22 protein-coding genes, 1 tRNA gene, 1 pseudogene and 1 riboswitch are annotated in these 22,717 nt (G+C 62.8%); of the genes and pseudogenes, 9 read left to right on the forward strand and 15 right to left on the reverse strand.

Annotation, left to right across the window (positions count from 1 at the left end; all coding sequences use genetic code 11):
- Positions 1–141: 141 nt before the first annotated feature.
- On the reverse strand, positions 142–2,172 hold the full coding sequence (locus DHB74_RS07075; protein ID WP_499161105.1) for an oxidoreductase: 2,031 nt from the start codon (positions 2,170–2,172) through the stop codon (positions 142–144).
- A 157-nt stretch (positions 2,173–2,329) separates the two neighbouring features.
- Here DHB74_RS07075 and DHB74_RS07080 point away from each other — a divergent pair, with 157 nt between their 5' ends.
- A complete protein-coding gene (locus DHB74_RS07080; protein ID WP_074779953.1) occupies positions 2,330–3,358 on the forward strand; it encodes an AraC family transcriptional regulator in 1,029 nt (342 codons plus the stop codon).
- 327 nt (positions 3,359–3,685) lie between these two features.
- On the opposite strand, the gene DHB74_RS07085 is transcribed toward DHB74_RS07080, so the two are convergent.
- The 12 genes from DHB74_RS07085 to btuB are packed head-to-tail and all read right to left on the reverse strand — an operon-like array spanning position 3,686 to position 14,921.
- Complete coding sequence (locus tag DHB74_RS07085; protein ID WP_074779955.1) at positions 3,686–4,411, reverse strand: adenosylcobinamide-GDP ribazoletransferase; 726 nt, start codon at positions 4,409–4,411, stop codon at positions 3,686–3,688.
- Positions 4,399–4,974 (reverse strand): alpha-ribazole phosphatase family protein, encoded by a 576-nt coding sequence (gene cobC, locus DHB74_RS07090; protein WP_036992415.1) that lies wholly within the window; start codon positions 4,972–4,974, stop codon positions 4,399–4,401. Before cobC ends, DHB74_RS07085 begins: the two co-directional genes overlap by 13 nt.
- Complete coding sequence (gene cobT / locus DHB74_RS07095) at positions 4,968–6,026, reverse strand: nicotinate-nucleotide--dimethylbenzimidazole phosphoribosyltransferase (protein WP_499161106.1); 1,059 nt, start codon at positions 6,024–6,026, stop codon at positions 4,968–4,970. The genes cobC and cobT overlap by 7 nt, the downstream gene beginning before the upstream one ends.
- Before the next feature lie 18 nt (positions 6,027–6,044).
- Positions 6,045–6,560, reverse strand: a complete 516-nt coding sequence (cobU, locus tag DHB74_RS07100; RefSeq protein WP_074779957.1) for a bifunctional adenosylcobinamide kinase/adenosylcobinamide-phosphate guanylyltransferase — start codon at positions 6,558–6,560, stop codon at positions 6,045–6,047.
- A complete protein-coding gene (locus DHB74_RS07105; RefSeq protein WP_499161107.1) occupies positions 6,557–8,014 on the reverse strand; it encodes a cobyric acid synthase in 1,458 nt (485 codons plus the stop codon). The genes cobU and DHB74_RS07105 overlap by 4 nt, the downstream gene beginning before the upstream one ends.
- Positions 8,011–9,030 carry a threonine-phosphate decarboxylase CobD gene (cobD, locus tag DHB74_RS07110; RefSeq protein ID WP_280165551.1) on the reverse strand — a complete coding sequence of 340 codons (1,020 nt, stop codon included), beginning with the start codon at positions 9,028–9,030 and terminating at the stop codon, positions 8,011–8,013. The genes DHB74_RS07105 and cobD overlap by 4 nt, the downstream gene beginning before the upstream one ends.
- Entirely contained in the window at positions 9,023–9,931 is a 909-nt protein-coding gene (cbiB, locus tag DHB74_RS07115) for an adenosylcobinamide-phosphate synthase CbiB (RefSeq protein WP_499161108.1), read from the reverse strand. The genes cobD and cbiB overlap by 8 nt, the downstream gene beginning before the upstream one ends.
- Positions 9,932–9,952: 21 nt before the next feature.
- Positions 9,953–10,606 carry a 5,6-dimethylbenzimidazole synthase gene (gene bluB, locus DHB74_RS07120; protein ID WP_499161109.1) on the reverse strand — a complete coding sequence of 218 codons (654 nt, stop codon included), beginning with the start codon at positions 10,604–10,606 and terminating at the stop codon, positions 9,953–9,955.
- Positions 10,603–11,895, reverse strand: a complete 1,293-nt coding sequence (locus DHB74_RS07125; protein ID WP_499161378.1) for a cobyrinic acid a,c-diamide synthase CobB — start codon at positions 11,893–11,895, stop codon at positions 10,603–10,605. The genes bluB and DHB74_RS07125 overlap by 4 nt, the downstream gene beginning before the upstream one ends.
- Positions 11,892–12,503, reverse strand: a complete 612-nt coding sequence (cobO, locus tag DHB74_RS07130) for a cob(I)yrinic acid a,c-diamide adenosyltransferase (protein ID WP_499161110.1) — start codon at positions 12,501–12,503, stop codon at positions 11,892–11,894. The genes DHB74_RS07125 and cobO overlap by 4 nt, the downstream gene beginning before the upstream one ends.
- On the reverse strand, positions 12,500–13,075 hold the full coding sequence (locus DHB74_RS07135; RefSeq protein WP_136869843.1) for a hypothetical protein: 576 nt from the start codon (positions 13,073–13,075) through the stop codon (positions 12,500–12,502). Before DHB74_RS07135 ends, cobO begins: the two co-directional genes overlap by 4 nt.
- 31 nt (positions 13,076–13,106) lie before the next feature.
- On the reverse strand, positions 13,107–14,921 hold the full coding sequence (gene btuB, locus DHB74_RS07140; RefSeq protein ID WP_235833944.1) for a TonB-dependent vitamin B12 receptor: 1,815 nt from the start codon (positions 14,919–14,921) through the stop codon (positions 13,107–13,109).
- A gap of 119 nt (positions 14,922–15,040) precedes the next feature.
- A riboswitch (cobalamin riboswitch) is annotated at positions 15,041–15,280 on the reverse strand.
- A 215-nt stretch (positions 15,281–15,495) separates the two neighbouring features.
- On the opposite strand from btuB, the gene DHB74_RS07145 reads away from it, so the two are divergent.
- Together DHB74_RS07145 and DHB74_RS07150 are read left to right on the forward strand one after the other, a co-directional pair.
- The gene (locus DHB74_RS07145) at positions 15,496–15,741 is read left to right on the forward strand and encodes a heavy-metal-associated domain-containing protein (RefSeq protein ID WP_074779970.1); all 246 of its coding nucleotides are present in this window, start codon (positions 15,496–15,498) and stop codon (positions 15,739–15,741) included.
- A gap of 30 nt (positions 15,742–15,771) precedes the next feature.
- Complete coding sequence (locus DHB74_RS07150) at positions 15,772–16,218, forward strand: DUF411 domain-containing protein (RefSeq protein WP_036992431.1); 447 nt, start codon at positions 15,772–15,774, stop codon at positions 16,216–16,218.
- 73 nt (positions 16,219–16,291) lie between these two features.
- Here the strand turns inward: DHB74_RS07150 and DHB74_RS07155 are convergent.
- Positions 16,292–16,368 (reverse strand) — tRNA-Asp (locus tag DHB74_RS07155).
- Between the two features lie 166 nt (positions 16,369–16,534).
- Here DHB74_RS07155 and DHB74_RS07160 point away from each other — a divergent pair.
- The 3 genes from DHB74_RS07160 to chrA are packed head-to-tail and all read left to right on the forward strand — an operon-like array spanning position 16,535 to position 18,533.
- Positions 16,535–16,711, forward strand: a complete 177-nt coding sequence (locus tag DHB74_RS07160) for a DUF2897 family protein (protein WP_074779972.1) — start codon at positions 16,535–16,537, stop codon at positions 16,709–16,711.
- A 52-nt stretch (positions 16,712–16,763) separates the two neighbouring features.
- The gene (locus DHB74_RS07165; protein WP_499161111.1) at positions 16,764–17,294 is read left to right on the forward strand and encodes a DUF2058 domain-containing protein; all 531 of its coding nucleotides are present in this window, start codon (positions 16,764–16,766) and stop codon (positions 17,292–17,294) included.
- Positions 17,295–17,324: 30 nt separating this feature from the next.
- Entirely contained in the window at positions 17,325–18,533 is a 1,209-nt protein-coding gene (gene chrA / locus DHB74_RS07170) for a chromate efflux transporter (protein WP_499161112.1), read from the forward strand.
- 14 nt (positions 18,534–18,547) lie between these two features.
- Here chrA and rloA3 read toward each other — a convergent pair whose 3' ends face one another.
- Positions 18,548–19,240, reverse strand: coding sequence for a retropepsin-like aspartic peptidase RloA3 (gene rloA3, locus DHB74_RS07175; RefSeq protein ID WP_074779976.1), 693 nt, complete (start codon positions 19,238–19,240; stop codon positions 18,548–18,550).
- Positions 19,241–19,568: 328 nt separating this feature from the next.
- On the opposite strand from rloA3, the pseudogene DHB74_RS07180 reads away from it, so the two are divergent.
- The 3 genes and pseudogenes from DHB74_RS07180 to DHB74_RS07190 form a co-directional block, all read left to right on the forward strand.
- Positions 19,569–20,321, forward strand: a pseudogene (locus tag DHB74_RS07180) (cache domain-containing protein); the annotation flags it as partial.
- 132 nt (positions 20,322–20,453) lie between these two features.
- A complete protein-coding gene (locus tag DHB74_RS07185) occupies positions 20,454–21,179 on the forward strand; it encodes a methyl-accepting chemotaxis protein (protein ID WP_499161379.1) in 726 nt (241 codons plus the stop codon).
- Between the two features lie 163 nt (positions 21,180–21,342).
- Positions 21,343–22,662: a Na+/H+ antiporter family protein gene (locus tag DHB74_RS07190; RefSeq protein WP_074779978.1), complete on the forward strand. Its 1,320-nt coding sequence runs from the start codon at positions 21,343–21,345 to the stop codon at positions 22,660–22,662.
- Positions 22,663–22,717: the final 55 nt, after the last annotated feature.

Here is a 22,717-nt window from a genome sequence, read left to right on the forward strand (position 1 = left end):
CTGCCCACATCACTTGCGTTCATCGGTCTGTCCCTTTGGGGTTATTTTCAACTCCCAACTTTGCCTTTTTTTCGGGACGATTGCATCCGTCCCGAACCACTCGGGGAAACGTTGATTTCCGGCTTGTGACGAACTTGGCAGTTACAGCTCCGCCGCCAGACGCGATCCCTGGTCGATGGCGCGCTTGGCATCCAGTTCACTGGCCACGTCCGCCCCGCCGATCAGGTGTACCGACTTGCCGCTGGCCTCCAGCCCGGCCTGCAATTCACGCAGCGGCTCCTGGCCGGCGCAGAGAATGATGGTATCGACTGGCAGCACGCTGGTTTCATCACCCCGGCGGATATGCAAGCCCTGATCATCAATCTGCAGATATTCAACGCCATTGAGCATGGTCACCTGCTTGCTGGCCAACCCGGCACGGTGGATCCAGCCGGTGGTCTTACCCAGCCCGGCGCCGACCTTGCTGGCCTTGCGCTGCAGCAAGTACACCTCACGGGCCGGCGGATGCGGCTGCGGCTGGACGCCGGCGATACCGCCGCGAGCCTGAAGTTCAGGATCGATGCCCCATTCCTTCCAGAACAGCCCGGTATTGGTACTGACGCTCTCGCCAGCGTGGCAGATGAACTCGGATACGTCGAAACCGATACCTCCAGCACCGATCACCGCTACCTTCTGCCCCACCGGTTCGCGTTGCAGGATGGCGTCCAGATAGCTGATGACCTTGGGATGATCGACACCGGGGATAGCCGGAGTGCGCGGCACGATACCGGTAGCCAGGATCACCTCGTCGAAATCCGCCAGATCAGCTGCCTCAACCCGGGTATTGAGCTTCAGCTGCACGCCGGTGATCTCGATACGCTTGGCAAAATAGCGCAGGGTTTCGTAGAACTCTTCCTTGCCCGGGATCAGCTTGGCGACGTTGAACTGCCCGCCGATTTCCGCCGCTGCGTCGAACAGCGTCACCGCGTGACCACGCTCAGCCGCCACGGTGGCCGCAGCCAGACCTGCCGGGCCGGCACCGACCACAGCAATCCGCTTGCCGGTGTGCACCGGGATGTAATTCAGCTCGGTCTCGTAGCAGGCGCGCGGATTGACCAGACAGCTGGTCAGGCGACCGCTGAAGGTGTGATCCAGGCAAGCCTGATTGCAGCCGATGCAGGTATTGATTTCGTCAGCGCGGCCAGCCGCCGCCTTGCTGATGAACTCCGGATCAGCCAGGAACGGCCGGGCCATGGACACCATATCGGCATCACCCTCAGCCAGCACCTGCTCGGCTACTTCCGGCGTATTGATGCGGTTGGTGGTGATCAGCGGAATGGACACCTCACCCTTGAGCCGTGCGGTGACCTTGGTGAAGGCCGCGCGCGGCACCTTGGTGGCAATGGTTGGGATACGCGCCTCGTGCCAGCCGATACCGGTATTGATGATGGTCGCACCGGCCTTCTCGATTTCCTTCGCCAGCAACACCACCTCATCCCAGCTGCTGCCGTCCTCGACCAGATCCAGCATCGACAGCCGGTAGATGATGATGAATTCGGGACCAACCGCTTCCCTCACCCGGCGGACGATTTCCAGCGGCAGTCGCATGCGGTTCTCGTAGCTGCCACCCCAGCGGTCGGTACGCTGATTGACCCGCTCCACCAGGAACTGGTTGATGAAGTAGCCTTCCGAGCCCATGATCTCCACGCCATCATAACCGGCAACCTGCGCCAGCGCGGCGCAGTTGACGAAATCGCTGATCTGCTTCTCGATGCCCGCCTCATCCAGCTCCTGCGGGGTAAAGGGGTTGATCGGAGAACGCACCGCACTGGCCGAGACCTGCTCCGGGGTAAAGGCGTAACGCCCGGCGTGCAGAATCTGCAAGCAGATCTTGCCGCCCGCCTCATGTACCGCCTGGGTCACCACCTTGTGCTGCTCGGCTTCCTGGGGCGTGGTCAGCTTGGCTGCGCCCTTGCCGACACTGCCTTCGGTGTTGGGGCCGAAGCCGCCGGTGACGATCAACCCAACACCGCCGCGGGCTCGCTCGGCGAAGAAGGCCGCCATGCGCTCGAAGCCCTGGGGGCGCTCTTCCAGTCCAGTGTGCATGGAGCCCATCAGTACCCGGTTGCGCAAGGTAGTAAAGCCCAGGTCCAGCGGGGCCAGCATATGGGGATAAAGAGTCTGTGCGGTCATGCTCGTGCTCCAAAGATCATCATCAGGCTGCCGGTTCGTCGTCCGGCTTTGGTATGGCGCTGACAATAGGCCGGGTGTCGCTAGCGCTCAATCACCTCAAATGACATTTTCATAACCCTGGGTTACATTCTGCTCTTTCTTGCAAAATGACACAGCCATGAAACTTGGTGATCTCTCGGTCGGATATCTGTACAGCCTGCAGGCTGCCCTGCGCAGTCTCGGGCATGATCCCGAACCACTGCTGCAACGCTACCGCATCGGCCCAGCGCAGCTGGCTCAGGCTGGCGTGCGGATCAGCATTCCCCGGTTCATGCGCCTGGGGCATGCCGCCATCGCTCTCAGCGGCCGGGCCGATTTCGGCCTGCTGATGGGCTTGCACAGTCAACCCAGCCACCTCGGCCTGCCGGGGGTTACCGCCCAATGCGCACCGACGCTGGGCCAGGCATTCGATATCCTGGTTCGTTTCGAGCGACTGGTCAGCCAGAACTACCGAGGGCATTCAAGCTTCCAGCCGCCGGCCACGCGCTTTTATTCGATCAGTCCCTATAACGCCTTCAACCTGTTCGTGGTGGACTCGGCGCTGGCCTCACGTCTGCAACTGGCGCGGCAACTGACCGCCGGCGCCGCCCGGCTGCGCGAAGTGCATATAGAGTTTCCCGCCCCGGACTACGCCGAGCGGTACGAGGCGCTGTTCGGCTGCCCGGTGCTGTTCGAACAGCATCACAACCAGTTGCTGTGGGAGCCGGCCAGCCTGGAACTGCAGCCGGTGCAACATGCAGCGACGACCCATGAACAGTTACTGACACTATGCGATCAGCAGCTGCGGGAGCTGACGCGGCACCGCCGCTTGCGGGAACGAGTAGAAGAAATAGTATCGCCGCAGCTGCACAGTCGCCTGCCCACCCTGGATGAAGTGGCTGGGCTGCTTGGGCTGCCCGGCTGGACATTACGCCGCCGGCTACGGATCGAGGACAATACGCGGTTTCAGGACATCATCGATGACATCAGACGGGATCTGGCGCTCAGCTATATCCGTGATACGGAAACAGCACTGGGAGAAGTGTCATTCCTGTTGGGGTTTTCATCACCCGCGGCATTCCAGCGGGCGTTCAAGCGTTGGACCGGTGTGGCCCCGGGGCAGTATCGCCGGCAAAGCCGGGATGTGGTGATCAGGCAGAGTAATTAAGCCGGGCCTGGGTTGAGTAGTACTGGGTCTTGAGCGGGTTTTGTGGGAGCGGGGCTTTCCCGCGAAGGGGATGCCGCTTGGTGAAATGCTTGCAGGCTGATAGCAAGCCTTCGCGGCCAGGGCCGCTCCCACAGTTTGCGCTCAGGCTGCCTACATTTCCTCGGCGTCTTCCACGTCGTGGTCCCAATCCTGCGCACGTTGTTCCAGCAGTTCTTCTTCGTATTCGTTCATCTTGTTATTCCTCCGTTTCCCTGTTGCAGGGGGTGAAATCACATAATCACCTTATGGCTCCTGCATTACAGTCAGATGAACGCTGCCGGAAAAAGTTCAGAGTACGGCGCAACTCACCAGCACCGCGGTTTCCACCAGCTCGACCAGAGCACCGGCGGTATCGCCGGTGGTGCCACCAAGACGTTCACACAGATAATGACGCACCACCAGCAATACCAGCAGCGCCACTGCCAGCGCCAGCAGTCCCGGCCAGCCGAACAGCAGCATCGCCAGGGCGTGTACACCGAGCATCAGCGGCAGGCTCTGGCGCGGCATATGCCGCGCCAGCACGTCACCCAGCCCACCCGCCCGCGCATAGGGCGTGCTGAACAGCAGCAATGGCAATATCCAGCGCCCCAACCAGGGCGCCAGCAACAGCACGCCCCAGTGACCGGCTTCCAGTAGCGCCACCAGCGCGGTGAGCTTGAGCAACAATACCAGCACCAGGCTGATCACGCCGATGGGGCCGCAGGTCGGGTCTTTCATGATGGCCAGGGTGCGCTCGCGATCACCATAGCCGCCGACCCAGGCGTCGGCCGTATCGGCCAGGCCATCCAGGTGCAGCCCGCCGCTGAGCCAGACCCAAAGGGTCAGCAGCAGCGCCGCCTGCAGCCCCGTCGACACACCGTTCAACAGCCCGTGGCCCAGCAGCAGCACCGCCCCGATCAGCAGTCCCACCCATGGATACCAGAGCAGCGAGCGACCGCTTTCCTCAGCCGTGGGCATGCGCGGCAAGCGAACCGGTAGCCGGGTCAGGAACTGCAGCGCAATCAGCAAGGGCATTCGTGCAGTTCCCCGGCTTCTCTGACCTGCAGGCGTAACCGCTGGCCATGTCCGACCTCGACCTGCAACAACCCTTCCCGCGCCAGACCGCGGGCCCTGGCTGCCAGCAGGCGCATCACTCCACCGTGGGTCACCAGCAGCAGATGCTCCCCGGCGCGACGCTGATACAGCTCGCCGATAGCGTTCAATACCCGCTGCTCGAAACTTGCCAGTTGTTCGCCTCCCGGCGGGGTGAACTGATAGGGATCGGTCCAGAAGCGCCCCAGATCGTCGGCATGTTCGACCATCAGCTCACTGGCGTGGCGCCCCTCCCAGTCGCCGAAGTGCAGCTCGCGCAAGTCCTCCAGCAACACCAGCGGCGCGCGGCATTGCTGCGCCAGCTCGAAGGCAAAGTCGGCGCAGCGACGCAGTGGTGAGCTGATGATTGCATCCCAGGGTGCCGGCTGCGCCGTGGCATCCCGCATCTGTTGCCAGCCAACCGGCGTCAGCAAGTCGTCCAGGCTGCCGCGAAAGCCGCCGCCAAGCTCGGTCTCACCATGGCGCAGCAGGTCCAGGGTCAGCATGCCGCAGGCTCCGCAGCCACCGCCGCCTCCGCAAAGGTAGCCATGTCACTGTGCAGGGCGCAGGCCACGCGCAGCAGCGGCACGCTGGCCGCCGCACCGGTGCCTTCGCCCAGCCGCATACCCAGGTCCAGCAGGGGTTCCGCCTGCAGCGCCGCCAGCACAGCGGCGTGCCCCGGCTCTGCACTGCGATGGCCAAACAGCATCCAGTCGCGGCACGCCGGATTGAGACGGGTCGCGCATAGCGCCGCGGTGGAACAGATATAACCGTCCACCAGCATGGGAATGCCCTGCTGGGCGGCGGCCAGGTAAGCGCCGGCAATGGCAGCGATTTCCAGGCCGCCAAGCCGCTCCAGCACATCCAGCGCGGTATGACATTGCGGCCCATGCAGACCCACGGCTTGCTCGATGACCGCCGTCTTGTGCCGGAGCCCTTCGGCATCCAGACCGGTGCCGGGGCCAACCAGCAGCGCGACCGGTTGATCCAGCAGCAGGCTGGCCATGGCGCAGGCCGGGGTGGTGTTGCCGATACCCATTTCCCCGGCGATGAACAGTTGTGCGCCCTGCCCGGCCGCGTCAAGCACCGCCTGGCGCCCGGCAAGCAACGCCTGCCGGCATAGCGCACCGGTCATTGCCGGCTCCCGCAGCAGGTTGGCACTGCCGGGTGCCAGATTCAGATGATGCACGCCGGGCAAGGGATCCAGAGGTACGGCCAACCCCAGGTCCCGCAGATCCAGGGTGGCGCCGAGTTGCCGGGCCATGACATTGATCGCCGCGCCACCGTTGGCGAAATTGCGCAACATCTGGCCGGTCACCGCCTGCGGCACCGTCGATACGCCTTCCACCGCTACGCCATGATCGCCGGCAAACACGCTGATCCACACCCGCTCCAGCTGCGGGCGAGCATTACCCTGCCAACCGGCCAGGCGAATGGCCAACTGCTCCAGGCGGCCGAGGGCGCCCTGCGGTTTGGTCAGTTGTGTCTGGCGCTGCTGCGCCTGCTCCAGCGCCAGGCGGTCGGCCTGCGCCACTGCGTCCTGCCACCACTCTGTCATGTAGTCCTCGTTCAATTTCTAGGCTCCCTTGAGCAGCAGCGGCAGCCCAGCCACGCAGAACTGCACCCGGTCACTGCGACTGGCCAAGGCCTGGTGCAGCCAGCCGGCCTCATCCACATAACGGCGGCTCAGCTCGCCCATGGGCACCACGCCAAGGCCGGTTTCGTTGCTGACCAGAATGATACGCCCCGGCAGATCATCAAGTACGTCCAGCAGCGCCTGCCGCTCCCGCTCCAGGCACTGTGCATCTTCGTGCAGCAGCAGGTTGGTCAGCCACAAGGTCAGGCAGTCCACCAGCAGACAACGGTCCGCAGCGGCCTGCTCTCCCAGCACCCTGGCCAGGGCCAGGGGTTCCTCGATCAGTTGCCAGTCGGCTGGCCGTCGTGCGCGATGGTGGGCGATGCGCAGGCGCATCTCATCGTCCAGCGGCTGGCTGGTAGCGATGTAGGTCACCGCCAGGCCGGCGTCCTGGGCCAGTTGCTCGGCCAGCCGACTCTTGCCAGATCTGGCACCACCAAGTATCAATTCAATCAATTAGTTATCCCACACAGCGCAAGTAATTTATCAGCATCCAGATGTGCATTAATCAGGTCGGCAAGACGGTCGATATCCCGTTCGCGCAGCGCCGCATAATCCAGCTCGCGGACGCCGGTCAAACCTGCCCAGCCAAACAGTGCGGCGCCCGCTTCCGGCGCTTCGAACAATCCATGCAGGTAAGTCCCGGCGATCTGCCCATCGGCACTCAGCACGCCCTCAAGACTACCATCATCCAGCCGGATCAACGGCGCGGCCAAGGCCGGCCCAGTGCTGACCCCAGCATGAATCTCATAGCCTCGCACCCGCGCCCCGTTTGCCAACAGTTGGCCCTCGACCCGGGTCAGGCGTTTTTCATTGGTCAGCCGGGTCGCGAAATCCAGCAAGCCCAGCCCATTACTGCGCCCAGCCGGCCCTTCCAGCCCGAGCGGATCACTGATCTCCCGACCGAGCATCTGCAAGCCGCCACAGATGCCCAGCAGCTTGCCGCCATAGCGCAAATGCCGGTGGATTGTCGCATCCCAGCCCTGGGCACGCACGTATGCCAGATCGGCGCGTACGCTTTTCGAGCCAGGCAGGATAATCAGATCCGCCGGCGGCAACGGCTGGCCCGGCGCAGCGAAACGCAAATCGACTTGCGGATGCAGGCGCAGCGGATCGAAATCGGTGTGGTTGCTGATGCGCGGCAGCACCGGTATCACCACCCGCAATTGCTCCGCTGCGCTACCCACCTGGCGCGTATCCAGCCCATCCTCCGCCTCCAGATGCAGGTCATGCACATAGGGCAGCACACCCAGCACCGGTACGCCGGTGCGCTGCTCCAGCCAGTCCAACCCCGGTTGCAGCAAGGCCAGATCCCCACGAAAGCGGTTGATGACGAACCCCTTGACCCGCGCCCGCTCGCTGGCAGACAGCAGTTCCAGAGTGCCCACCAGATGGGCAAATACGCCGCCGCGGTCAATATCGGCGATCAGCAGCACCGGGCAATCCACCGCCTCGGCAAAACCCATGTTGGCGATATCGCCCTGGCGCAGGTTGATTTCCGCCGGCGAGCCGGCGCCCTCTACCATCACCACCTGAAAGTCGCGACTCAAACGCGTGTGGGAGGTCATTACCGCCTGCATAGCGGTCGGCTTGTAGGCGTGGTAGGCAACGGCATTCATATTGCCTACGGGGTGACCATGGATGATTACCTGCGAACCGGTATCGGTGTTGGGTTTAAGCAGCACCGGGTTCATGTCGGTATGTGGCTCGAGACCAGCGGCTGCTGCCTGCACCGCCTGGGCGCGACCGATCTCACCACCGTCAACGGTCACCGCTGCATTCAGGGCCATGTTCTGCGGCTTGAAGGGGGCGACCCGTACGCCCCGGCGCCGCAACCAGCGGCACAATGCGGTGACCAGCGTGCTTTTGCCGGCATCGGAGGTGGTGCCCTGAATCATCAAGGTGCTCATGCTCTGCTGCTCCCCATTCGCATCACTTCATTGAATGCCTGCTCCAGCCGCTGCCATTGCGCTGCATTGGCGGGCAGGCCGATGCGCAGCCCGGCAGGCTGCCGATACCAGCGCAGCAGTATGCCGCGCTCGGCCATCTGTCGGTACACCCCGGCCACATCGGCATCGGTCACCCACTGGAACAACTCGCAGCCCCCCGTCGGGGGCAATCCGCAGCGGGTCAACAGTTCCTGCAAGCGCACCGCGTCATCCTGCAAGCGCAGCCGCCAGGCCTGCTGCAGTGAATGATCCGCCAGGACCGAACGTCCCACAGCCCGCGCGGGCCCGCTTACAGCCCAAGGCCCTAACAACGCCCCTAGCGCGGACAACAGTGACGGCTCAGCCAGCACAAAGCCAAGGCGGATTCCCGCCAGGCCAAAGAACTTGCCCACCGAACGCAACACGATCAACCCCGCCCTGTCGGCACAATCCGCCAGGCTGCAGGTGGGTTGCGCATCGGCAAAGGCTTCGTCAACCACCAACCAGCCTCCCCTTGCTGCCAGCCGGGCGTGCCAGTCGAGCAGCGTGGACCGGTCCAGCACGCGGCCGGTAGGGTTGTCCGGGTTGACCAGCACCACCACATTGAATGTCGGCGCGGCCGGGTAATCTTCCAGCAGCACAGACAACTGCTGCGCGGTCAGCGACTGCACCTGATGACCCTGGCTCTGCCAGGCATGCTGGTGCTCGGCATAACAGGGACCGATGATCGCTACCCGACAGGGTGCCCGCAGCCGGGGCAAGGCCTGGATCGCGGCCTGGGAGCCGGCTACCGGCAGTACCGCCGATGCACCGTAGCAATCACTGGCGGCAGCTTCCAAGCCATCATCCGGCTCGGGCAGGCGCATCCAGGCGCTGGCCGGAATGGCGGGCAGCGGCCACGGCCAGGGAGCCAGCCCGGTTGACAGGTCCAGCCACTGCTGCGGCGGAATGCCGAACCGGGTGGCGGCTTCCAGCAAACGGCCGCCGTGCTCAAGCATGCCACACCGCCCCGAAGGCCAAGGCCACCACCAGCCATAACCAGACGCCCTGTCGCACCAGGCGCAGTGCCCGGTCAATATCGTCTGCGACTGCTGGCCAACCGGCGCCCAACAGCGGACGCTCATGCAGCTCGCCGTGATAGATCGCCGCCCCGCCCAACCGCACGTTCAGTGCGCCCGCCCCAGCCGCCATGACCGGACCGGCGTTTGGGCTATCCCACTGCGGCGCCTGCCGACGCCAGCAGGACCAGGCCTGGCGCGTGTTGCCCAAGAGCGCATAGGTCAAGGCCACCAGCCGGGCCGGCAGCCAGTTGAGCAGGTCATCGAGCCCCGCCGCGGCCCAGCCAAATCGCTGGAAGCGGTCATTGCGGTACCCCCACATGGCATCCAGGGTATTGGCCAGGCGATACAGCACCACGCCCGGTGCGCCCAGTACCGCGAACCAGAACAGCGCGGCGAATACCGCATCGCTGCCATTTTCCAGTACCGATTCGGTGGTGGCAGCAGCGACAGCAGTGGCATCCAGCTCGGCCGTCTGCCGGCTGACCATATAGCTCACCCGGTGGCGCGCCTGCGGCAGATCGCCTACCCGCAATGCCTGGGCCACGGGCTGGGCATGCTCGCCGAGACTGCGCAGACCGATGGCCAGATACAGCAGCAGTACCGAGAACAGCCAGCCAATCTGCGGCAGGCTGGCCAACGCCCAGGCCAACAGCGTCAGCGGCGCTACCATCAGCAGCCAGGCGAGCAGCCCGCGCCATTGACGCCGCTCGCCACGGTTCATCTCCCGCTCGAGCGCATCAGCTATTCGCCCGAAGGCCATCAGCGGATGCGCTCGTCGCGGCTCACCCAGCAACCGATCCAGCAGCACCGCCAGCGCCATCAACAGCCCTGTCACCATCGCGGCCTATGGCACTGCTGTTCACCCATCCTGCTGCCCCCAGCCATCGGTGAACAGCAGTTCCGCCAGCGACTGTTCCTCGCTCCAGCCCTGCTCAACCAGCATCGGGCGCGGATAGAACTCGGCCACCGGACCAAGGCAGAGAATGGCCACAGGGCGTGCCCCTTGCGGCAGTTGCAGCAACTCGCCCAGCGCCTGTGGGTCGAATAATGATACCCAGCCCATGCCCAACCCCTCGGCGCGGGCTGCCAGCCAGAGGTTCTGGATGGCGCAGGCAACCGAGGCCAGATCCATTTCCGGCAGCGTACGGCGGCCAAACACATGCCGCTCGCGCCCGTCCGGCAGCGCCGCCACCAACAGCTCGGCGCAATCGAGGATACCTTCGACCTTGAGCTGCATGAACTCGTCGCCACGCTCACCCAGCGCCTCGGCGGTGAGCAGCCGTTCCTGCTCCACCAGTTGCGCGATGTCCCGGCGCAGCGCCGGCCGGGTAATCCGGATGAACCGCCAGGGCTGCATCAGCCCGACGCTCGGCGCCTGATGGGCGGCCTGCAGCAAGCGACCGAGCAGTTCCGGGGCCACCTCACCACCGGTGAAATGGCGCATGTCCCGGCGCTCGCGGATGGCGCGGTACACTCCGGCCCGCTCCTCATCGGAAAAATCATGCCCGCTCATGGACGAAACAGCTCTGCGGCGGCCACCGGATTGCCCGGCAGGTAGAAATGGATATAGGAGGCCGTCAGCCGGCCGATACGCCATACCCGTTCGGCGGTGCGCCGGTAGTTCGGGCACTCACCCTGGGTCAGCGGTTCCAGCTCGCACTCCAGCACAGAGCGATGGTAGGTATGGCCACGCAGGGTGCCTTCGGGTAAAGCAATCTCCTGCAATGCCAGGGCAGCGAGCCGACCTTGCATCTGCGCCGTGGCGGGTAGCAACCCCAGCAACTCGCCACGCGCACCTTCGGCATCCGCCAGTGAATTGCATAGATAGAGCATGCCGCCGCACTCGGCGTGAATCGGTTTGCCCGCATCATGGTGAGCGCGGATGGCGGCCAGCATCGACTGGTTACCCGACAAGGCCTCCAGGTGCAGTTCCGGATAGCCTCCCGGCAGATACAGGCTGTCCACCTCCGGCAGTTGGCTGTCAGTCAATGGCGAGAAGAACGTCAGCTCTGCACCCAGACTGCGCAACAGATCCAGGTTGGCCTGATAGATGAAAGCAAAAGCCGTATCCCGGGCCACGCCGATCCGCACCCCGGCCAGCAGCGGCGCGACCGGCGGCTGCAATGCAGCAGCGAAGCTCACGGGTTCTGGCAGGCGAGTGTCGGCGCTCTGCTCCAGCGCATCGGCGGCTGCGTCCAGTCGCGCATCGAGATCCGCCAGCTCTTGCGCCTGCACCAGCCCCAGATATCGGCTCGGCAACTCCACGGCGGCATCTCTGGGCAACGCGCCGAACCAGCCCATCCCCTCGCCCAAGCTGTCACGCAGGATCTCACCATGCCGGGCGCTGCCAATGCGGTTGGCCAGCACCCCGGCAAATGGCAGGTCCGGCTGGAATGTCGCCAACCCGTGGGCCAGCGCGCCGAAGGTCTGGGCCATGGCCGCCCCGTCGATCACCGCCATGATCGGCACGCCGAAGCGGCGCGACAGATCCGCCGCCGAGGGCGTGCCATCGAACAAGCCCATGACGCCCTCGATCAGGATCAGGTCCGATTCCTGCGCCGCCTGCCATAACAGCCGGCGGCTCTCCTCTTCCCCGACCATCCACAGGTCCAGTTGATACACCGGCTGGCCGCTCGCCCGCTGCAGGATCATCGGGTCGAGAAAGTCCGGCCCACACTTGAACACCCTGACCCGCTTACCATTACGGCTGTGCAGCCGCGCCAGCGCGGCGGTGACCGTCGTCTTGCCCTGCCCCGAGGCAGGTGCGGCGATCAGCAATGCCGGACATTGTGCACTCATCAGAACTCCACTCCCTTCTGTGCCTTGATACCCGCCTTAAAGGCGTGCTTGATCACACCCATCTCGGTCACGGTATCGGCGGCCTCGATCAGTCCAAGCGGTGCACCACGCCCCGTCACCACCACATGCTGGTGGCTCGGGCGGGCGGCGATATCGGCCAGCACCTGATCCAGCTGCACATAGCTGTATTTGAGCGCGATATTCAGTTCATCGAGAACCACCAACGACACACTCTCATCGCGCATCAGTTCCACCGCTACCGCCCAGGCCGCCTGCGCCTTGACGATATCGTCCTGGCGATCCTGGGTTTCCCAGGTGAAACCGGCACCCATCACGTGATAACGCACCTGCTCCGGGAAACGACGGAAGAAATGCTCCTCCCCGGTACTGGCAGCACCCTTGATGAACTGGACGATGCCTATCTGCATGTCATGACCCAGGGCGCGCGCCGCCATGCCGAAGGCAGAGCTGCTCTTGCCCTTGCCGTTGCCGGTCAGCACCAGCAGCAGCCCGCGCTCCTCGCGGGCCAGGGCAATCTTCTCATCGACCACCGCCTTCTTGCGCTGCATGCGCTGGCGGTGGCGCTCATCCCGTTCGTTGGATTCGCTCATGCCTTGCGGCCTTCGGCGAGCCGCTGGCGGGCCAGCAGCTGCCAGCCAACGTAGAGCACCGCAGCGATGGCCACATAGAAGGCCAGCGAGCCGAGGTACTTGGGATAGTAGTTCGCCAGACGCTCGACGGTGCCGAGCAGGGTCGGGTCGGGATAACGCCCCGAGAACCAGTAGAAGCCGCCACTGGAGAAGGTCTGGCAGACCAGCGCACTGGCAGCCATGACTCCGGCCAGCACCAGCAGACTGATCGGCTGCTCACGATGCCAGCCAGCGTACAGCCGACCGCCCAGCCACAGCGAGCCATAGGCAGGCAGCAGCATCCAGTAGGCCAGCGTCATGCAGTGATGCCCTGCGCTGTTCCAGCCGACGGTCATCACATCCATGAACACCGCCTGCAGAAACAGCAACGGAAAGGCCCAGCGCGGACGCAACAGCACACCGGCGAGGAAGAACGCCGCCCAGGATGCGCCGGGCAGGTTGACCGTGCTGAAATGGCTGCCCCGGGTGATGGCCATCAACAGCACCAGAACGATACCCACGGCCAGCTGACCGCGCTTGGATAGTGCCAACATATGTCATTCTCCTGTGGATGTGGTCTTACTGTTACAAGGGTTGATAACGCACCGTCAGATAGCCGGCGCGCCCCGGCTGCTGATAGCTCGCAGCGGTCTCGTAGTCGGTATCGAACAGATTGCTGATGCGCGCCTGCAGCCGCCAGGCATGGCTGAACCAGTACTCGGCGCGCAGATCGATGGTGTTGTAGCCGTGCAGCTCGTTGCTGTTGGCGGCGTTATCCCAGCGTCGGCCTTCGGCATGCAGACCGGCGCCGACGCCAATGCGGCCGAAACGGCGGTCGATATCCAGGTTGAACATCTGCTCGGCCCGGCGGGCCAGCAGATCGCCCTGCCCCGGGCGAGAGCTGCGGTTGGCGGGGTCCTGCAAGGTCAGGTTGCTGCTCCAGTCCCAGCCCAGCCAGTGGCTGGCAATCTCGAACTCCACTCCCTTGATCACCGCCTTGTCTATGTTCTCCGACAGATAGATGCCACCACCGAGATTCACGCTGGAAATCAGATCTTCCACTTCATTGCGGAACAGGTTGACCGCCCAGTTACCCCAATCGTGCTCGCCCCGCAATCCGGTTTCGATATTGCGCGAGGTTTCTTCCTTGATATCCGGGTTACCGAAGCCGGGGTAGTACAGCTGGTTGAAAGTGGGGGCCTTGAATGCGGTGCCGTAACTGGCCACCCATTGCAGGTTGTCAGTCAGGCTCAGGCCGTAGGCGATGCTGCCGGTGTTGTAGCGACCGAACTGTTCATTATCATCATGACGCAGGCTCAGCTGCCATTCATGCACACCACGCTGCCCCAGGTACTGGGCGTAGTAGCCCTTGTTGGTGCGGCGGTTCTCGCTGTAGTTCGTACTGCTGCTGACTTCATCGGTCAGGTGGTCGAAACCCAGGGTCAGCAGGTGGCCAGGCGCAAGATCGATATCGTTCTGCCAACCCAGGCTGTCGCGCCGGGTATCGAAACGGCTGTTGAAAGTGCTGCCATTGAAGGTGTCATTCTTGTCTTCGCTGCGCGCCGCCTGCAGTGTCACCCGCCAGGGTTCGAGCGGTGAGAAGCGGGCATTGAGCCCGTGGGTTTTCAGCTTCGAGTCGTTATTGGCCTTGTAGCCCGAATCGAAGTCGCTATGGGAATGGGATTCCAGCGCATGGCCTTCCAGCTCCAGGCCATTGTCGAAACGATAGCCGGCGCGCAGGTTGCCGGAGAGCTCGCGGTAACCATCGTTATCCGGATCACCACGGCCAGGCCGGGCATCGATGCCACGGGTGGACAGGCTGGTCACCGCTGCGCTGTACCAGCCTTGCCCGATGCCGCCGGAGACACCGGCACTGCCCCCATGGTGGTTCCGGCTGCCGGCAGTGAGCGACATCCAAGGTTTGGGATCACCACCGGTACCGCGCTTGGTAAAGACCTGGATCACGCCGCCGATGGCTTCGGAGCCATACAGGCTGGAACGCGGCCCACGCACGATTTCGATACGTTCGATCTGCTCGATGGGCAGATTGTGCAACGCGGCGCTCCCACTGGTAACCGAGCCAATACGCACCCCGTCGATCAGCACCAGCACGTGGTCACTGCTGCTGCCACGAATGCCAAAGGTACTGGACTTGCCCGCGCCGCCATTGTTGACGATGCTCAGCGCCGGAGTACGGCGCAGCAGATCCAGCATATCGGTCGGCTGCAGGCGCTGGATGGCGCGCTGGTCCAGTCGTGTTACCGCGCCCAGATTGGCACCCAGGGACTGCCCGGTGCGGGTGGCGGTAACGACCTGATTGTCCAGGGAAAGGGATTCGGCATGGGAAAAAGCGGCCGTGGCCATCAGGGCCATCGCCAGGGAGGTGCGTGCAAACTTCATCTGTGCTCCGTCGCCGTACTCACCCGTACGGCATGGCTGGTTATGCAGTCGGCGAACGGAGTTGGGGAGACGGTTTCAGACCCAGCATGAAAACGCTACACCCGCAGAGCCCGCCGCACTGCTGTGATATGCGACAGGCCGGTCTCCGGGCTCATGAGCGGATGAATATCCGATGATTCGACCTTCCCGTGCAGGCACAGTGGTCGTGCTGAATCATCTGTCAGATAGTACCTTGAGGTAATCCGACTCTCATTTACCGTTGCGGGGGCAGCGCCGGGATAGTCTGGAACAGACGCACCGGCTTCCCTGTTTAACCTGCCGGGCAATACCGGGCAGGAACCTGAAGCGGGTGGAAGACTAAGAGGTTTTCACAGGTAAGTAAAGGCGCCCCCGCCAGCGCCCGAATTCACGCGCCAGCGGGAGAGTCAACCGATGGGGCCGTGGAGATTCCACTCATTCGGTAGAAGGCAAAGCGTAGGCATTTTAGACGCTCAAAAAAAGTCGGGAGCCGGGTTGACCTTGCCATCGTGTCAGGGTTGAAAATTCGAGCATGTCACGCACAAGGAGCGCCATCATGAGTTCTCTTCAATTCAATGTTCAGCAAATGACCTGCAACAATTGTGTTAAACATGTCACCGAAGCGCTGATGGCTGTCGCCGGCGTGACTGACGTCCAGGTCAGCCTCGAGGATAGCAAGGTCACGGTTGCCGGAAGTGCCGACAGTGCAGCGCTGATCAGCGCATTGGACGCAGCCGGCTACCCTGCTGCGGCGGCTGGCGCGCATGCTGGCCACACCACCTGCTGCGGCGGCTGCAGCTGATCAACGATAAATACCAACGAGGAATATGGAATGCGCACCAGACTACGTCTCATAGCTCTTACTGCCCTGCTGATCGGCGGCTTTGCCCAGGCCGCCGACAGTCTGACCATTGACGTGCACCGTGACGCCAACTGCGGTTGCTGCAAGGACTGGATCAAACACATGGAAAGCAATGGCTTCAGCGTCAACGACCATGTCGAAGCCAACATGGCGACGGTGAAACAGGAACTGGGCGTACCACCGCAACTCGGCTCCTGCCATACCGCCGTGATCAATGGTCAGTTCATCGAAGGCCATGTGCCCGCTGCCCAGGTACTGGCGCTGAAGGAACGGCCCGATCTGCTGGGCATTGCCGTGCCCGGCATGCCGATGGGTTCGCCCGGCATGGAATACGGCGACCGCCAGGATCCTTATCAGGTGGTCGGACTGACCAAGGAAGGCGAACTCGAAGTCGTCGCCGAATACCCCGGCAACTGAGTCAGCCCCTGGCGGCTCCGGCCGCCAGAAACGAAAAAAGCCTTTGACCATCACTGATCAAAGGCTTTGTATATGGCGCAGCGGACGGGACTCGAACCCGCGACCCCCGGCGTGACAGGCCGGTATTCTAACCAACTGAACTACCGCTGCGCATCTGTCCGACACCGACACTCATGTGCCTGTCATCGAAGCAGGCGCGCATTCTAATATTTCGTCAGATTAAGTCAAGCCTCGCCTTCAACCATATCGCTTTTATTTGCCATACGCTCATCCATTAACCATCCTGAGAGCAGACCTTCCAACAAAGGAGCTCGACATGTCTGGCATCGGCTGGCTTTTCATTATCATCATTCTTGCTACTGTCATCGGCGGGCTGTATATGTTGCGCAAGACCGCCAACAAGATGCCGATCGGCGATGAGCAGATGAAGCGCATCAAAGCCCGGCAAGCTGAACTCGAAGCGCAAGAGAGGCGGGAGAAGCAACAGGACTGATGCTAGAATGCGTCACTCTCATTTTTAGCCGCGTAACAGGTAGTTCCACAGTATGGTCAATTCACTGCAAGCCCAGTTGCTCAAGGCCGGACTGGTCGACGAAAAGAAACTCAAGCAGGCCCAACGCGCCAAGAAGAAGGCCGCCAAGAACACTCCGGAAAAGGTACATGACACCGCAGCCGCGGTGGAGAAGGCACGTGCCGACAAGGCCGAGCGCGATCGCCAGCTGAACCTGCAACGCCAGGAGGAGACCGCCCGTCGCGAGCGCGAAGCCCAGGCCAAGCAATTGATCGAGCAGGCCAAACTGGACCGCAGCGGCGGGGAAACCGCGTACCAGTTCGTGGCCAAGAACAAGATCAAGAAGATCTACGTCACCGAGGAGCAGTTCGGCAAGCTCAGCCGCGGCAAGCTGGGTATCGTACGGCTCTCCGGGCATTTCGAAATCATCCCGCTGGACATCGCGGAGAAAGTCGCCGAACGTGCGCCCCACTGGCCGGTAATCATTGCCAAGGTGGAAGCCGAACAGGCGGCAGAAGATGACCCCTATGCCGATTTCAAAGTACCTGACGATCTCATGTGGTAAGCCCTCCCAACCAGACCGGACAGAAATGGCATGACCCAGGCTGCGCCCGCACGCTCTCCCGACACTGATCGCAGCCCTTGGTCGGTATTTCTGATATTTCTGCGTCTGGGCCTGACCTCCTTCGGCGGCCCCGTGGCCCATCTGGGTTACTTCCGCGAGGAGTTCGTTGTACGCCGTCGCTGGCTTGCCGAACGCAGCTACGCCGACCTGGTCGCTCTCTGCCAGTTCCTACCCGGCCCGGCCAGCAGCCAGGTGGGCCTGGCGCTGGGCTTGTCCCGCGCCGGTTACCGCGGTGCGCTGGCGGCGTGGGCCGGCTTCACCCTGCCCTCGGCTCTGGTACTGATACTGTTTGCCAGTTCGCTGGCCTACCAGAACAGCCTGAATGCCGGCATGCTGGAGGGGCTGAAAGTCGTGGCCGTAGCGGTCGTCGCTCAAGCCGTCTGGGGCATGGCCCGCACTCTGTGCCCCGACCGCTTGCGCATCACGCTGATGGCCAGCAGCGCCATTGCGGCGCTCCTGCTGCCCTTCATCTGGAGCCAGCCGCTGATTCTATTGATTGCCGGTTTGCTCGGTCTCCTGCTCATCAGCCCCGACACAGATGAACAGCAGGATGAATTGCCAGTCCATATCACGCGTCGAACCGGCTCGATGGCCTTGGCGCTGTTTTTCCTTCTCCTGCTTGGCTTGCCCCTGCTGGTCACACTGATCCCCAGCCAGATGCTGGCATTGGTGGACAGCTTCTATCGAGCAGGCTCACTGGTGTTCGGCGGTGGGCATGTAGTGTTGCCACTGCTGGAGGCGGAAACGGTGCAACCCGGCTGGGTGGATATCGATACCTTTCTGGCGGGCTATGGCGCAACCCAGGCCGTGCCCGGTCCGCTGTTCACCTTCTCCGCCTTTCTCGGCACGGCGATGGACTTCGGCCCGCCCGGCTGGGTCACTGGGCTGGTCTGCCTGCTGGCGATCTTCCTGCCATCGTTTCTGCTGGTGATCGGTGCGCTACCGTTCTGGGCGCAGCTGCGTCACAGCCCCCGCACCCGGGCGGCGCTGGCGGGTATCAATGCTGCGGTGGTGGGCCTGCTGCTGGCGGCGCTGTATCAGCCGGTGTGGACCAGCGCCATTACTACGCCGAAGAGCTTCGCCCTGGCGCTCGCTGCGCTCGTTGCATTGGTATTCTGGAAACTGCCGCCGTGGCTGGTGGTACTCGCCACGGCGGTGCTGGGCTGGCTGTCAGCTTGAGATGGCCTGACGGCTCACTCACCGCCTTCCTGCTCGTCGTCTTCTTCTTCCGCTTCTGACGGCTGGTCGATCTGGCTGTCATCCACCAGATTGGCGTCTTCCTTCATCTGCTGCTGCCGGTCGCGCTCGTCTTCGCTGGCCGCATCCGGGCAGTCCAGTGGCAGCATGAAGGTATCGGATACGTCGATCAGACCGATGTGTTCGATGGTACGTCGACCAAGCAGAACCGGGTAGGTCATATCGCTGCGATCGCGCAAGGAGAACTGCTCCTCGTAGACCCGGTTACCAATGCACATGCGCATCTTCACCACCGGCCGATAGTCCTCGCCACCGGCGCCGCGCACGGTCATCTGTCTATATACCGGACGCTCGAAATGCAGGGTGACCTTGTTTCCAGTATCAGCATCCACCACCGGTACGTCGTAACGCACCCACCGCTTGCCCTTGCGGGTGAAGCGTTCCATGTTCACCGCATGCATGGACGAAGTCAGCGCGCCGGAATCCACTTTGACCTTGACGACGGCTTCCTCGGGCAGGATCAGCCCCTTCTCGACCCAGCCGACCACTACTTTGCCGGCGATATCTTCGGTCAGAACGGCCTCTTCCGGCGGGTCGATGGCTTCTTTGGCATCCGCAATCACACCATTGGATACCACGGCTGTGCTCAATAGGGCTGCGAGGGACAAGCTCTTGATAGATAACTGCATAAAATATCCTTTGGGAAACAAACAGATAGACCGGGGCGTAGGCGAAAAGTGCCATCCCTGCCGAACAGCGGCGGCAATTTAGCACGCCGTAGCAACCACCGGAAGCTCCACAATGGCGCGGAGTTGCAGCCGGATCGCCGTACAGAGAGATTCAGCTGACGAATAGTGGCCTATCGACACTGGCCAGCAAGTGAAAAGTACTTCAGTATCCGCCAATCCGACCGATAAAGCAGAAGGTAGTCTGGCTCAGCCAGGCCGCAGTTACCAGAAAACAGATGCCGGAGAGGGAAGAATGGACCTGTTGCGCAGAATAAGAATTAACCAACGGATGTGGCTCATCCTGATTGTCTCGCTCGCCAGCTTGCTGGTGCTTACTTTCATTTCACTCGACCATCTGCGCAAGGAAATCCATTCCGCTCAGATCACCAAAGCCACCCACCTGGTGGAAACCGCACATGGGCTGCTGGCCCATTACCACGCCCGGGAACTCAGTGGCGAACTCACCGGCGAGCAGGCGCGGCAGCAGGCACTCGAAACCCTGCGCGGCTTGCGCTACGACGGCAACGAGTATTTCTGGGTCAATGGCATGGACTATGTCATGCGCATGCACCCCTTCGCACCGGAAACCGAAGGTGTCGACCTCAGCACCCTGGGTCGCGACGGCTCCGTCAGCGTCATCCAGGAGATGGTCAAGCTGGCACGCAATCAGGGTACCGGCTACTACGAATATGACTGGGTCAAACCGGGCGGCACCGTTGGCGAGGGTACGCCGGTCCGCCGCCTGGCCGCGTTCACCCATTTCAAGCCGTGGGATTACATGATCGGCACCGGCATCCTGCTGACCGAAATGGAGAGCCGGTTCCGTACCCAGGTCATCTGGGCGCTGTCGGTGGTAGCGGTGATCCTACTGATCATGATTGCCAGCCTGTATGTCATCGGCCGCAGCATCACCCGGCCGCTGGATCATGTGGTGCGAGCCATGAGTGAGATCGCCGATGGCGACGGTGACCTGACACGCACGCTGGACGCCAGAGGGCAGGATGAGCTGGCCCTGCTGGCCCGGCACTTCAATACCTTCACCGGCAATCTGCGCAAGCTGATTCAGCAACTGGGCGACGGCGCCAACCAGATGATCAGTGCCAGCCAGCAACTGGACCAGATCAGCCATGCCAGTCTCGCCGGCATGACCCGCCAATCCGAACGCATGGAACTCATGGCCACAGCGGTCAATGAGATTACCTACGGCGTACAGGACGTGGCGCAGAATGCCAACGCCGCCGCGCAGGAAGTGGAGAACGCCAACGAGGGCGCTGATTTCGGCCGGGGGCAGGTGGAGAAGACCATCGCGCAGATTCAGCACCTGTCTACCAGCGTGAATACCGCAGTGGACCACATGGCTACGCTGTCTGCCGATGCCCGGGAGATTGCCACGGTACTGGATGTGATCCGCGCCATTGCCGAGCAGACCAACCTGCTGGCGCTCAACGCCGCCATCGAGGCCGCCCGCGCCGGCGAAATGGGCCGCGGTTTCGCCGTGGTGGCGGATGAGGTGCGCAACCTGGCCCAGCGCACCCAGAAGTCCACCGAGGAAATCCACGGCATGATCACCCGCCTGCAGACCAATACCGAATCGGTGGTCAGCGTGATCAACGAAAGCAGCCGCTATTCCGAGCTCAGCGTCGAGCAGGTCAATGCCGCAGGACAGGCGCTGGAACAGATCGCCACCTCGATGCAGCATCTGGTCAGCCTGAATGCGTCCATTGCCAGCGCAACCACCCAGCAATCCACCGTGGTGGAAGATGTGAACCGCAACGTGACCGAGGCAGCAGAGCTGGCTCGGGAAACCACCGACGGCGCCCAGCAGACGGCCCAGGCCAGCCAGCATCTGGCGCGCATCGGTCAGCAGATCAGCGGGTTGATCGGGCGCTTCAGAATCTGAGGCGACAGTGCCTAGTCGCAACGGCGTCCATGGACGCCGGTTTGCGGTGCACCAGCCAGGTATTGACCCGAAACAATTTCATCTGGAACTTTTGACAGCACCAGAACCATGCGGCAGAGTACGCGCCCTCCCTTGCAATTGATCTTTCGAACAGGACGTAACCATGAACGCAGTGGTCGTTGCGGTAGCAGTAATGCTCATCCTGAGCCTGTGCCGTGTACACGTAGTCGTGGCGCTGATTATCGGCGCCGTTACCGGTGGCCTGCTGGGCGGCTTGAGCCTGGATGCCACTCTGCAGGCATTTCAGAATGGCCTAGGTAAAGGTGCCAACGTAGCCCTGAGCTATGCCTTGCTCGGCGCCTTCGCCGTGGCGATCGCCAAATCCGGCACCGCACACGCTTTGGCGGACCGCGCCCTGCTCATGATCAACGGCCAGCGCGAAGGTGGTACCGGAAAACTGCGCATCATTCTCCTGTTCATGCTGCTGGTGGTAGCCCTGGCCTCGCAGAATATCCTGCCGATCCATATCGCCTTCATTCCGCTGCTGGTCCCGCCGCTGCTGTTCGTCATGAACAAGCTGAAACTGGATCGCCGCCTGGTCGCCTGCGTACTCACCTTCGGCCTGATCACTCCCTATATGTTCCTGCCGGTGGGTTTTGGTGGAATCTTTCTGAACGACATCCTGCTGGCCAATGTCCGGGATGGCGGTCTGGACGTGGCCGGTATCAGTGTCATGCAGGCCATGGCCCTGCCCGCGCTGGGCATGCTGTGCGGTCTGGCCGTAGCTTTCTTCAGCTATCGCAAGCGCCGGGATTACGCCCCCGCGGCGATAGGTACCGGGGAAACACCGGAGAAGGTTAACTATACGCCCAAGACCCTGCTGGTGGCGCTGGTGGCCGTGATCGCCGCCTTCTCCATACAACTGTGGCTGGACTCGATGATCATGGGCGCGCTGGCCGGTTTCGTGGTGTTCTCCGCCTCGGGCGTGGTGCGCTGGCGCGAAGCTGATGACCTGTTCACCGAAGGCATGAAAATGATGGCCATGATCGGCTTCATCATGATTGCCGCCAACGGCTTTGCCTCGGTCATGCAGGCCACCGGCGATATCGAGGCCATGGTCACCAGTTCCGCCGCTGCCATCGGCGACAACAAACCGCTGGCGGCCCTGCTGATGCTGCTGGTCGGCTTGCTGATCACCCTGGGTATTGGCTCGTCGTTCTCCACTATTCCGATCATCGCCGCCATCTACGTGCCGCTGGCGCTGCAACTGGGCTTCAGCCCGCTGGCCATCGTCTCGCTGGTCGGTACCGCTGCCGCCCTGGGGGATGCCGGCTCGCCCGCCTCCGACTCCACACTCGGACCCACCGCCGGCCTGAACATGGACGGCCAGCACAATCACATCTGGGATACCGTGGTGCCGACCTTCCTGCATTACAACCTGCCGCTGATCGCCTTCGGCTGGGCCGCAGCGATGGTGCTCTGACCCGGCAAGATTCTCCCAGCCATACGCGGCCAAGGCCGCTCCCACCAAAAGCCGC

It is taken from the genome of Pseudomonas sp. G11-1, from assembly GCF_024031555.1.
GTDB classification, from domain to species: domain Bacteria; phylum Pseudomonadota; class Gammaproteobacteria; order Pseudomonadales; family Pseudomonadaceae; genus Halopseudomonas; species Halopseudomonas bauzanensis.